We start from the raw sequence: 12,291 nt of genomic DNA, 5'->3' as shown, positions 1-12,291 counted from the left end.
ATGACGCCTACGGCGTCCAAAGGGACAGCAAGCACACATACGATCTTGCGAAGGATTGCATGAATTTTTTGGGCGCTCGATACGGCCCGACGCGTCCAATCTTGGTGGACGAATATCAGAACTTCACACCACTGTTTTGCGGGAGCTGCTGCATCTTCAGGAGCGCTGCGGCTTCGCTTTACTGCAAGCCGGCAACACTCATCGTTTAGCGGGCACGAGGCGTGATACCCACACTGTGGATCAGATCGAAAGCCGTATCGGCATGCGTTTCGAGATCGGGCAGCCGACGCGGGAGGACTGCGTGAGGATCGGCGAGGAAAACAACGTTGAGGGAGCCGACGCCTACGAAGCGATAGTTATCTACGGTGAGAACACCTCCCTTCGCGCGCTTTACCATCTCCTCCAGAATTGCGCTGCCGGGACCAGCGGCTTCGGCAGCATTCGTCTTCCGCGGATAGAGACCACGCTTCGCGGCATGTCGTGCGGCAGTGATATGCTCAGGCTTCTACACGAGCGCCGAAACGCCGCCGCAGTCGACCTCCGTAGCCCGGCTTAATTCCGGACGGCGACAGATAATTCCGGACGGCACAGCGCGAACGAACGCTAGCCGCGTGGAAAGGCGATCCGGAGAAAAGCCAAGAGGTCCTATCTTCGAAATCTCTGGAACGCTTCGTGCGGACGATCAATAAGCGCAGCGGAGAAAAGGCCGGGTCACGCCGTTTTGCCACTGGGACAATTGCGCAGTCACGATAGTATTGCACTCGAACAGTCCGAAGTTTGCTTTAAACCGCTCGGTCAATGGATATGTCTCGGCCCTAGAGACAGGACGGCTGTCCGTGGTTTGACAGGGCCGAACAACTAAAGAAGGTCGAGGCGCAGCCTGTCGCGCGCTATCTGCCAGGCGGATTCAACATGCCGCCGCGCCGCCGCTTCGGCTTCGTCGGGCTTGCGCGATCTGACGGCATCCATGATTTCGGTCATCTCGGCAATCGCCGGTCCACGGCGGTTGGCCGAGAGAATCGTCATGGAACGTAGCTGGTTGATGCGCACATTGAGCCCGATCACGATCTCCCAGGCAACGCGCTTGTCGGCGGCCTCGAAAAGCACTTCGTAAAACTTTGTCGTGGCCCGCATCACCTCGGCCGGCTTGCCGGATGCCCAAGCTTCGACAAGGTTGGCGAGCGCGCTGTCGAGCAGGGCCAGTTGCGCATTCGTTGCGGACATGGCGCAGGCGCGCGCTGCTATGCCTTCGAGCAGCGCCCTGAGTTCGTAAATCTCGTCGGTGCGGCCAAGGTCCGGCTTGGCCACGGCCGGCCCGTGCCCGGGGATCATCTGCACCAGGCCTTCGGCCTCCAGCTGCCGCAGAACCTCCCGCACGACCGAGCGGCTGACGCCAAGCTGGTCGCAGAGCGGCCGCTCGACCAGCCTCTCGCCGGGCTGGAAATGGAAATCCATGATCGCCTCGCGCATGCGTTCCAGCGCCAGTGTCCTCAAGGTCTTGGCGCTGCGGTCGATGCGAAGCGTGTCGTCGGTCATGTCCTGTCTCCTGCGCCGCACACGAAAACAGATTCCATGAGCGATTGACAAGGTCCTTGGCGCTCCATAACATGGTATACCATAAGATGATAGGACGTTGCCGACCGAGGATTTCATGCAGCCTGCCATCCGCAAGATCGTCACTTACACCGAGAATACGCTGATCGAAGGTGGCAAGGCAGCGCCCCGGCCGCTGCGCCTGATCGGCGTCGCCGCAGTGCTGACAAACCCCTGGGCCGGGCGCGGCTTCACGGAGGATCTATCGCCGGAAATCCGCGCCTGCGCCCCGGTTCTGGGCGAACTCTTGACCCGCGAGGTCATCGCCATTGCCGGTTCGGGCGAAGCGATCGAGGGTTATGGCAAGGCCGCCATCTGCGGCACCTCGGGCGAGGTCGAGCACGCTTCGGCGCTGATCCACACGCTGCATTTCGGCAACCACTACCGCCGCGCCGTCGGCGCCAAGACCTATCTTGCCTTTACCAATTTGCGCGGCGGACCGAACACGCCGATCATGATTCCGCTGATGGACAAGAACGACGAAGGGCGTCGCTCGCATTACCTGACCGTGCATTTCCAGATCGGCGACGCGCCGGCGCCGGACGAACTGGTAGTGGCGCTTGGCGCTTCGATCGGCGGCCGCCCGCATCACCGCATCGGCGACCGCTACCAGGACCTCAAGGAGCTTGGCGACCTGCATGGCTGACGTTCCCGTATCGGCATGGGCTCGACAGGGCACTGCGCCCGACGGCACCGGCTTCATCCGGGCCGGCTCGGGCGCGCCGGTGCTGTTCATCCACGGCGTCGGCATGAACGCCGCCATCTGGCAGCCGCAGATCGAACGGATGGCCGGCCGCTTCGACGTCATCGCCATCGACATGCTCGGCCATGGCCAGTCGCCGCTGCCGCCGCAGCACCCGGAACTGACCGACTATGCCGACCAGGCCATTCGCCTTCTCGATCATCTCGGCCTCGACCAAGTGTTCGTCGTCGGCCACTCGATGGGCGCGCTCGTCGCCCAGGAACTGGCGCTACGCGCGCCGGAGCGCGTCCGCCGCATCGTCTCGATGAATGCCGTCTTCCGGCGCCCGCGGGAGATGGCCGACGCCGTTCGCCAGCGTGCGGCGGCTCTCAATGGGCGTGGCGATACTGCCGGCGCGGCACGGACGATTGCCCGCTGGTTCGGGGATCCGGTGCCGGCCGAACTCGAGGCGGCGGCGCAAAAGACGGCATCCGCGCTCAGCGCCGCCGATCCGGAAGGTTATGCCCGCACCTATCGCCTGTTCGCGCGCGCCGATGGCGACCACGCCGAGCGCCTGCAGACCCTGGCCGTGCCAGCTTTGTTCATCACCGGATCCGAGGACAAAAACTCCTCGCCGGCCATGTCGGCCGCCATGGCGCGGCTGGCCCCGCATGGCCGCTGCACCGTGCTTGCCGGCGAACGCCACATGATGGCGGTGGCGGCCCCTGATCTCACCACGTGGCATATCGCCGACTTCCTCGGCGGAGGCGCAACGGCCGGGCAAGGCAGCGTGGTGGATGCCGGCGCCGGTTTCGACAGCGGCGAGTTCCGCCGCGCGCTGGGCTCCTTCCTCACCGGCGTCACCATCGTCACCACGATCGGGCCCGAAGGCGAGCCGCGCGGCTTCACCGCCAACTCCTTCACCTCCGTATCACTGGATCCGCCGCTGGTGCTGGTCTGCATCGCCCACAAGGCGCTCGGCCACCCCGTCTTCGCCACGTCGAAGAGCTTCGCCATCAACATCCTCAACGAGGGTCAGAAGGCCGCATCCGGCATCTTCGCCTCGAAGGCGGCCGACAAATTCGCCGCCGTGGCGTGGCGGCCGGGACGCACCGGCAGCCCGGTGCTGGACGGCTCGGTCGCATGCTTCGACTGCGACATGGAGCGGCTGGTCGATGCCGGCGATCATTCGATCCTGATCGGCCGCGTCCGCGATTTCGAGCACAATTCCTCGCCGCCGCTCGGCTATTGCCGCGGCGCCTACATCGCGCCTGGGCTCAGCCAGGAGGCGCTGGCTGCCGCGCCGCCCGACACCGATGTCGGCGCCATCCTCGAGAATGGCGGCAGGGTGCTGTTCCTGGAAACGGCCGATGGCTTCGAACTGCCGCGCGGCCGGGGTCTGGGTTCGGCCGGCGAAGGCAAGAGCCTCAAGGGGCTGCTGGCGGCAAAGGCCATCGAGGCCCAGCTCGGCTTCCTCTTCGCCGTCTGGGACGATGCGGCAAGCCCTTCGCGCTCGCATGTCTATTATCGCGGCACCTTCGACGTACCCGCCTCCAGCGATCGCGGCATCCGGCTGGTCGACATCGACGCGATCGGGACATTGAAGATCGCGGATCCGGCGATCCGCTCCATGGTTGCCCGCTTTGTCAAGGAATGCTCGCAGGATGCTTTCGGCGTCTATGTCGGCAATGAGACCGAAGGCGAGGTCCGGCCGCTGGCCAGGGCCGGCGTTTCCGCCGTTAGAACAGGTGACCAGGAATGAAATTCTCGCTCTTCGTGCATATGGAACGGTCGGATCTGGCCAAGCCGCATTCCGAGCTTGTGGCCGAGCTCGAAGAACTGGTCCTGATGGCCGAACGGGCCGGCTTCGAGACGGCCTGGATCGGCGAGCATCACGGCATGGAATTCACCATCTCGCCCAACCCGTTCATCAACATCGCCTATCTCGCCGCCAGGACGAGCCGCATCCGCCTCGGCACCGGAACCGTGATCGCGCCGTTCTGGCACCCGATCAAGCTTGCCGGCGAGGCGGCGATGGCCGACGTCATCAGCGGCGGCCGGCTCGACATCGGCATCGCACGCGGCGCCTACAGCTATGAATATCAGCGCGTCTTCCCCGGGCTCGACGCCTGGGGCGCCGGCCAGCGCATGCGCGAGATGGTGCCGGCGATCCGCGGCTTGTGGGACGGCGACTTCGAACTCTCCTGCGAGTTCTGGCAATTCCCGCCTACGACATCCTCACCCAAGCCCGTGCAGAAACCCTACCCGCCGATCTGGGTGGCGGCGCGCGACCCCAACTCGCATGACTTCGCCGTTGCCAATGGCTGCAAGGTCCAGGTAACGCCGCTGGCGTCCGGCGACGATGAGGTGGCGAGCCTGATGCAGCGCTTCAACACCGCCTGTGCCGCGCATCCCGAGGTCGAGCGGCCGGAAATCATGCTTCTGATGCACACATTCGTCGCCGAGGACGCCACCGATACCGAACGCCTCAGCCAGGACCTGTCGACCTTCTACTGCCAGTTCGGCGCCTGGTTCCAGAACAAGAAGCCGGTGCACCAGGGCATATTGGATCCGCTGACCCCGGACGAGATCGCGGCCATGCCGCAATACGCGCCCGACAAGATCCGCCAGAACCTGGTGATCGGCGAGGCCGACGAGGTCATTGCCCGGCTGAAGGCCTACGAGGCGCTCGGCTACGACCAGTATTCGATCTGGATCGACAGCGGGCTTCCGCACGAGCGCAAGGTGAAATCGCTGCAACTGTTCATCGCCCGGGTGATGCCGGCCTTCCTCTGATCGCGAGACCATGACCGAGGCTTTATTCAGGAACTTCATCGATGGCCGCTTCGACGAGCCGTCCGTCACCTTCGACAGCGTCGATCCGTCGACCGGCGCGCTGTGGGCGAAGATGCCGGCGGCTACCGAAGCCGATGTCGATCGCGCCGTCGAGGCCGCGCACCGCGCGCTGAACTCCGGCCCGTGGCGCACGATGACGGCCACCGCGCGCGGTAAACTGCTGGTCAAGCTCGGCGACCTCGTCATCGCCAATGCTCCGCGCCTGGCCGAACTCGAGACACGCGACACCGGCAAGATCATCCGCGAGACCCGCGCCCAGATCGCCTATGTCGGCGACTACTACCGCTATTATGGCGGGCTCGCCGACAAGCACCAAGGCGCGCATGTGCCGATCGACAAGCCGGATCTCGACGTCACCATTCGTCGCGAGCCGATCGGCGTCGTTGCCGCCGTCGTGCCATGGAATTCACAGCTCTTCCTCTCGGCCGTCAAACTCGGCCCTGCACTCGCCGCTGGCTGCACGGTCGTGCTCAAGGCATCCGAGGATGGCCCGGCGCCGCTGCTCGCCTTTGCCGAACTCGTCCATGAGGCCGGCTTTCCCGCCGGCACCGTCAACATCCTCACCGGCTTCGGCCAGGATTGCGGTCGGCGCCTGACCAGCCATCCGTTGGTCTCGCGTGTCGCCTTCACCGGCGGTCCATCGACGGCGCGCGCCATCGTCGGGAACACGGCCGAGAACCTTGCCTATACGACGCTGGAGCTCGGCGGCAAAAGCCCGGTCGTCGTCTTTGCCGACGCCGATCTCGACAGCGCCGCCAACGCCGTCGTCGCCGGCATTTTCGCCGCGACCGGCCAGAGCTGCGTCGCCGGTTCGCGGCTGCTGGTCGAGCGTTCAGTGAAGGACGAATTCCTCGCCCGGCTGAAGCGCAAGGCCGAGGCGATCCGCATCGGCGATCCGCAGGACGCCGCCACCGAAATGGGTCCGCTCGCCACGCAGCGCCAGCGCGACTGGATCGAGAAAGTGGTCGCTGAAAGCCTGGCCAAGGGCGGCAGGCTGGTCACCGGCGGCGCGCGTCCGGGCGGCCCCGGCTTCTACTACACGCCGACCATCATCGATGCCGGCACCCCTGACCTGCCCTGCGTGCGCGAAGAACTGTTCGGGCCGGTGCTCAGCGCGCTTGCCTTCGACACCGAGGCACAAGCGCTGGCGCTCGCCAACGACACACCCTTCGGCCTGGCGTCCGGCGTCTTCACCTCCAACCTCGGCAAGGCGCACCGCATGGCGCGCGACATTCACGCCGGCGTGGTGTGGGTCAACACCTACCGCGCCGTGTCGCCGCTCGTTCCCTTCGGCGGCTATGGCCTGTCCGGCCTCGGCCGCGAGGGCGGGCTCGACGCCATCAGAGACTACACACGCTCGAAATCCGTCTGGATCAAGACATCGGACGAGCCGATCCCCGATCCCTTCGTCATGCGCTGAGGAGCGTGAGGCGCAGGGCCACTGCAAAACGACAACGATAAAACAAACCACAGAGGAGAATGACATGAAACTGATCTTGACCGGCATTCTTGCCGGGCTTCTGGCCGCAACCGCCGCGCACGCCGATGAAATGGCGTTCACCAGCTGGGGCGGCACCACGCAGGAAGCGCAGACCAAGTCCTGGGCAGCGCCGTTTGAAGCTAGCTCGGGCATCAAGGTGCTGCAGGACGGGCCGACCGACTACGGCAAGCTCAAGGCCATGGTCGATGCCAAGAACGTCACCTGGGACGTCGTCGACGTGGAGATGGACTTCGCCATTAAGGCGGCCAAGGACGGCCTGCTGGAGCCGATCGACTTCGCGGTCGTGCCCAAGGCCGATCTCGACCCGCGCTTCAGCAACGACCACGCGGTCGGCAGTTTCTATTATTCCTTCGTGCTGGCCTGGAATAAGGGCTCCGTCTCCGGCGAACCGGCGAGCTGGGCCGACATGTTCGACACCAAGAAATTTCCCGGCAAGCGCACCTTCTACAAATGGTCGGCGCCGGGCGTGATCGAGATCGCGCTCCTGGCCGACGGCGTGCCGGCGGACAAGCTCTATCCGCTCGACCTCGACCGCGCCTTCAAGAAGCTCGACACCATCAAGTCCGACATCGTCTGGTGGGGCGGCGGCGCCGAGTCACAGCAGCTGATCGCGTCCGGTGAGGCAACCTTCGGCCAGCTCTGGAACGGCCGTGTCTTTGCCCTGCAGCAGGACGGCACCGACGTCGGCGTTTCCTGGAACCAGAACCTCACCGCCGCCGACGTGCTCGTCGTGCCGAAGGGCGCCAAGAACAAGGACAGCGCGATGAAGTTCCTGGCCGCCGCCACCAGCCCGGCCGGCCAGGCGAAATTCGCCGAGGCGAGCGGCTACGCGCCAATCAATACCAAGGCCAAGGCCGCGATGCCCGCCGACGTGGTCAAGGGCCTGCCCGACGCCCATGTCGATGGCCAGATCAACCTCGACATGAACTACTGGGCCGAGCACCGCGACGAGATCGCGACGCGCTGGTACGCCCGGCAGACCAAGTAACGCTGCAGCCGGCGGGGCGCGCCTGGCGCGCCCCGCTTCGAGAAGGACCGCTCGATGCGAGGAAACTCTCTCAGACGCAATTCGGTTGCCGGCCTGCCGGCCGGCAGCGGCGGTGCAGTGCCGGCCCTGCTCCTGGTCGGGCTGTTCTTCATCGTGCCGGTGGTCGCCTTGCTGCTGCGCAGCGTCACCGATCCCGAGCCTGGCTTGCAGAACTACGCCGCGCTGTTCGGAAGCGGCACCTATGTGCGTGTGTTCCTCAACACCTTTCTCGTCGCCGCCCTCGTCACCGCCGTCACCATCGTGATTGCCTTCCCTGTCGCCTGGATGCTGGCGATCATGCCGCCGGCCCTCGGCTCGATGGTCTTCGGCATCATCATCCTGTCGATGTGGACCAACCTTCTTACCCGCACCTATGCCTGGATGGTGCTGTTGCAGCGCACCGGCGTCATCAACAGGGCGCTGATCGGGCTCGGCATCATCCACGAGCCGCTGCCCCTCATCAACAATCTGGCCGGCGTCACCATCGGCATGGTCTATATCATGCTGCCCTTCATGATCCTGCCGCTGGTCGGCACTTTGCGCGCCATCGACCCGATGACGCTGCGCGCGGCGGCCCTGTGCGGCGCTGGCCCTTTCCAGGCCTTCCGCCGCATCCTGCTACCGCTGTCGCTTCCCGGCATCGCCGCCGGCGGGCTGATGGTCTTCGTCATGTCGCTCGGCTATTTCGTGACGCCCGCGCTGCTCGGCGGCACCTCCAACATGATGCTCGCTGAAACGATCGCCCAGACGGTGCAGTCGCTGCTCAATTGGGGGCTCGGCAGCGCCGCCGCCTTCGTCCTGCTCGTAGTCACCATGGCGCTCTACGCGATCCAGCTTCGCCTGGTCGGCGTCGGGCGCACCGGCGGAGGGCTCTGACATGCTGCTCGACTACGACCGGCTCGGCTGGCTGCGCGTGGCGCTGGTCGGCTTTACGGCGGCGGTCGCGGCTTTCCTGCTGCTGCCGGTGGTCTTCATCGTGCTGTTGTCGTTCGGCTCGTCGCGCTGGCTGGCCTTTCCGCCGCCCGGCTGGACGCTGAAATGGTACGAGCAGCTGTTTGCCGATCCGACCTGGATCGACGCCGCGCTGACCAGCGCCAGGATTGCCGCCATGGCCGCCATCCTCGCCGCCGTCATCGGCCTGTTCGCCTCCTTTGCCTTGGTCCGCGGCGAATTTCGCGGACGGCAGGTCCTGCGCGGGCTGCTCTTGACGCCCATGGTGCTGCCAGTGGTCGTGTTTGCCATCGCCATCTACGCCTTCTTCCTGCGCATCGGCCTGGCCGGCACCACGATCGGCTTCGTCATCGCCCACACCATCCTGGCGCTGCCCTTCGCCATCATTCCGATCACTGCCGCACTCGAGGGCTTCGACAAATCCATCGAGGACGCGGCCATTGTCTGCGGCGCCAGTCCGCTGCAGGCACGGCTCAAGATCACACTGCCATCGATTCGGATCGGCATCGTCTCGGCGGCCATCTTCGCCTTCCTCGCCTCCTGGGACGAGGTCGTGGTGGCGATCTTCATGGCGAGCCCGACCTTGCAGACCTTGCCGGTCAAGATCTGGGGCAGCCTGCGGGCCGACCTCAGCCCGGTGGTCGCCGCCGCCTCCAGCCTGCTTGTCGGCCTCACTTTGTGCCTGATGATCGTGACCGCACTCCTTCGCAGAAAACTATCCAGATGACCCGACCGTTCCTGTCCATACGCGCGGTGAGAAAGACGTTCGGCGCCTTCGTCGCCGTCCACAACGTCACCATCGACGTGCCCAAAGGGGAGTTCCTGACCTTTCTCGGACCATCGGGTTCCGGCAAGTCGACGACGCTCTATGCCATCGCCGGCTTCCAGGATCCGAGTTCCGGTGACGTGCTGCTGGAGGAAAAATCGCTGCTGTCGGTGCCATCGCACAAGCGCAACATCGGCATGGTCTTCCAGCGCTACACGCTGTTTCCGCATCTGAGCGTCGCCGAAAACGTCGCCTTCCCGCTGCGCGTGCGCCGCCGGCCGGACGCCGAGATGAAGCGCAAGGTCGCCGACATGCTGGCGCTGGTGCGCCTCGAAAACTTCGCCGACCGGTTCCCTGGCGCGCTGTCGGGCGGCCAGCAGCAGCGCGTGGCGCTGGCCCGGGCGCTCGCCTACGATCCGCCGATCCTGTTGATGGACGAGCCGCTGTCGGCGCTCGACAAGAAGCTGCGCCAGGAAATCCAGGCCGAGATCCGCCGCATCCATCGCGAGACCGGCGTCACCATTCTCTATGTCACCCACGATCAGGAAGAGGCGCTGCATCTGTCGGATCGCATAGCCCTCTTCAAGGAGGGACGCATCGAACAGATCGGCACCGGCGAAGACCTTTACCTGAGACCAGCCAGCGAGTTCGTCGCCGGCTTCATAGGCAATTCGAATTTCCTGTCCGCCGAGCATCTGGAAAGCGCGGCCGGCACGGCGACGGTGCGGCTTGCCGATGGTTCGGTCGTGGCCGGCGTGAAGACGACGCAGGCCTTCGATCGCGGCCAGAAGGCGCGGCTGATGGTGCGCCCCGAGGCCTTCCGGCTCACGCCCGGACCCGCATGGGCGGCGCTTGCCGTCGAGATCGTCGATACCGCTTTCTTCGGCGACCGCAAGCGCGTCGTGGCGCGAACCGCCGGCGGCGATGAGATCGATGTCAGGCCGACTTCGGACGCGGCGGAGCCGGATAGCGCAGATGTAGCGTTACGCGGGCGAGTTTTCTTCGATCCCGCTTCGGCATTCTTGTTCCCGGCTTGAAGCAAGATTGATAAGATAAGTCCATTTCTCTGCAAAAAATTTGGGCGCTCAACGCGGAGCCGTCATCCCCGGCGAGAAGTAAAATTCGATGGTTATCGATTGCAGCTGAAGCGGCGGGGACCGCTCGACGCGCCTGCTTTGTGGTTCCCGATGTTGCATAATTGGCAGTCCGGAATTGCTACTAGTTTCTCTCAACCGGCTCTCTGCGCTGCGGCCCCGCCTCGATTCTCAATTCTTCAATTCGGGAGCGGCAGATGAATTCAATCCGACCTATGAGATCCGAGACCGTTCTGCAAGCCATTGAAGTGCTTCATCCGTGATTGCGAAGTGCCGCGAATAGCGCGGTTTGACATAGGCCTCATTAAGGATGTTGAACCACGCAACGAAGCGCTGTTGCTCACGAGGCCATGCTTCGGCCAGTTCTTGGACCTGATCCTCGGCGAGGCCGCGCAGGAATTTTATATTGTGAGAGGCGGGGCTGTAGTTCGTCAGCACCAGCAGCAGCCCCGCGTAGGCCTGCTCGATTGCTTGATGAAGGAGAAACGCCGCCTCCTTGGAGTCCTTTTCGCTCCGATAGAAAGTGGCACCCTTGGCGAACTTCCTTGCCTGAGGCAAACGGTCCTCCATGTATTCGGCCGCGACTCGAAGGGCGTCGACGGGTTTAACAGGGATCGGATTTGTCAGCGGTTCCTCATCAAGCTCGTAGAGGACAACGCCATCGCGGCGGATGTCTACAAAGAAATACTGCCCTTCGCGTAGCGCAGTGTTCACCTCGCGGCGTGAGTGCACAATGAAACTCACCGGGGTATCAATCTCACGCATCAACCGGTCGGCCGCTGCCTGCCAGTAGCCGGCGAAATCGGTCAGCTTTCGATTGTTGACGACAATCAGGAGATCGAAATCGGAGCGGTAACCCTTTTTCGTATGGGGCTCGTCGACCCAGTCACCGCGGGCATAGGACCCGAAAAGGATGATCTTCAGGATGCGGCCGCGCTTCTTGAAATCGGCCGTTCCGCCTTTTAGCGCGTCTTCGAGCTCCTGAAGAAGAACCTTGACAGTCCTGGTCAGCTCACGCTGCTTTGGCGGTGGGAGATGATCGATGCTGGATTTCATAAACAAGGTCGACTGCCCACTACACATGCATAGCCGGGAAAAAGCTACGAATCCCCATAATGATCCGTCGCATCAGGCGAAGCAACGCAAATGTCATTCTTGTATTGTGATGATTTGTTGCCGCTGTGTGAAGAGCATTGCAACGCACAAATTCTTTGCAATGGGCGATCCCGTCCTTCCCGGCCTGGGCGACTTTCAATCCGCGCCCCGTTCTCAAGGTTCCCGACGAAGGCCAGAACTGCTTCGATCTGGCCGTCGGCGGCAAGCTCCGCCGCGGTGAGAGCTCTTTCGATTGCGCGAGCCGTGCGCGGGTCACGACAAATCTCCGAATGTTCTCCTAGGCACGACATATCCATATTTCAGTGCATCGCAAGTGGACAGCACTAACACCTTGTAGGGCGTTCGACGCCCTCTCCATTGTCGAATTGATGATATCGGTCGCAACGCGCCGCATGTCGCTGGTGGAAGGCTGCCTGCCGCTGGCCTCACATCGGGCTCTTGATGCTCGACTCCCGGCAGCCAGACGTGACCAACTGCCCGTTGATATCATCAGGGCCATGTGGCACGCCTCGCCGGGGGCGGTCTGCGCCGCGTCCCGCCTGCGGCGGCGCTATGCTGACGCTCCTTAAGCCGCCCTGTTGAACCGGTCTCGGCGTCACGAACCGGCTCGGCGATGAAATGACAATGTCCTTGCGGCGGACATTTCATCGTCTGCGCTTTCTACGCCCTCATTTGCTTTGGCCGCTAGGCGGCGCGGCTGACGCC

At 64.0% G+C, this 12,291-nt stretch carries 10 protein-coding genes and 1 pseudogene; 9 read left to right on the top strand and 2 right to left on the bottom strand.

Translation table 11 applies throughout. The annotated features are described in order from the left end of the window. Positions 1-55: 55 nt before the first annotated feature. On the top strand, positions 56-556 hold the full coding sequence (locus ACWGS8_RS21655) for a hypothetical protein (protein WP_454582814.1): 501 nt from the start codon (positions 56-58) through the stop codon (positions 554-556). A gap of 302 nt (positions 557-858) precedes the next feature. On the opposite strand, the gene ACWGS8_RS21650 is transcribed toward ACWGS8_RS21655, so the two are convergent. Continuing rightward, positions 859-1,536, bottom strand: coding sequence for a GntR family transcriptional regulator (locus ACWGS8_RS21650; protein ID WP_454582813.1), 678 nt, complete (start codon positions 1,534-1,536; stop codon positions 859-861). 115 nt (positions 1,537-1,651) lie between these two features. Between ACWGS8_RS21650 and ACWGS8_RS21645 the strand changes: the two genes are divergently transcribed. The 8 genes from ACWGS8_RS21645 to ACWGS8_RS21610 all read left to right on the top strand — a co-directional run bounded on the left by ACWGS8_RS21645 (position 1,652) and on the right by ACWGS8_RS21610 (position 10,413). Then, positions 1,652-2,239 (top strand): amino acid synthesis family protein, encoded by a 588-nt coding sequence (locus ACWGS8_RS21645; RefSeq protein ID WP_454582812.1) that lies wholly within the window; start codon positions 1,652-1,654, stop codon positions 2,237-2,239. Further along, positions 2,232-4,037, top strand: a complete 1,806-nt coding sequence (locus tag ACWGS8_RS21640; protein ID WP_454582811.1) for an alpha/beta fold hydrolase — start codon at positions 2,232-2,234, stop codon at positions 4,035-4,037. The genes ACWGS8_RS21645 and ACWGS8_RS21640 overlap by 8 nt, the downstream gene beginning before the upstream one ends. Then, positions 4,034-5,071, top strand: coding sequence for an LLM class flavin-dependent oxidoreductase (locus tag ACWGS8_RS21635; protein WP_454582810.1), 1,038 nt, complete (start codon positions 4,034-4,036; stop codon positions 5,069-5,071). The genes ACWGS8_RS21640 and ACWGS8_RS21635 overlap by 4 nt, the downstream gene beginning before the upstream one ends. Before the next feature lie 10 nt (positions 5,072-5,081). Further along, the gene (locus ACWGS8_RS21630; RefSeq protein ID WP_454582809.1) at positions 5,082-6,551 is read left to right on the top strand and encodes an aldehyde dehydrogenase; all 1,470 of its coding nucleotides are present in this window, start codon (positions 5,082-5,084) and stop codon (positions 6,549-6,551) included. A gap of 64 nt (positions 6,552-6,615) precedes the next feature. Then, positions 6,616-7,620, top strand: coding sequence for an ABC transporter substrate-binding protein (locus ACWGS8_RS21625; protein ID WP_454582808.1), 1,005 nt, complete (start codon positions 6,616-6,618; stop codon positions 7,618-7,620). A 54-nt stretch (positions 7,621-7,674) separates the two neighbouring features. Continuing rightward, positions 7,675-8,535, top strand: coding sequence for an ABC transporter permease (locus ACWGS8_RS21620; RefSeq protein ID WP_454582807.1), 861 nt, complete (start codon positions 7,675-7,677; stop codon positions 8,533-8,535). A gap of 1 nt (position 8,536) precedes the next feature. Then, positions 8,537-9,337 (top strand): ABC transporter permease, encoded by an 801-nt coding sequence (locus ACWGS8_RS21615; RefSeq protein WP_454582806.1) that lies wholly within the window; start codon positions 8,537-8,539, stop codon positions 9,335-9,337. Continuing rightward, entirely contained in the window at positions 9,334-10,413 is a 1,080-nt protein-coding gene (locus ACWGS8_RS21610) for an ABC transporter ATP-binding protein (protein WP_454582805.1), read from the top strand. The genes ACWGS8_RS21615 and ACWGS8_RS21610 overlap by 4 nt, the downstream gene beginning before the upstream one ends. A gap of 181 nt (positions 10,414-10,594) precedes the next feature. On the opposite strand, the pseudogene ACWGS8_RS21605 reads toward ACWGS8_RS21610, so the two are convergent. Next, positions 10,595-11,526 (bottom strand): annotated as a pseudogene (locus ACWGS8_RS21605) (nucleotidyltransferase and HEPN domain-containing protein). Positions 11,527-12,291: the final 765 nt, after the last annotated feature.

Source organism: Mesorhizobium sp. 43Arga, assembly GCF_053714255.1.
Note: the sequence above shows the minus strand (reverse complement) of the source record. Positions and strands in the feature narration are given on the sequence as shown.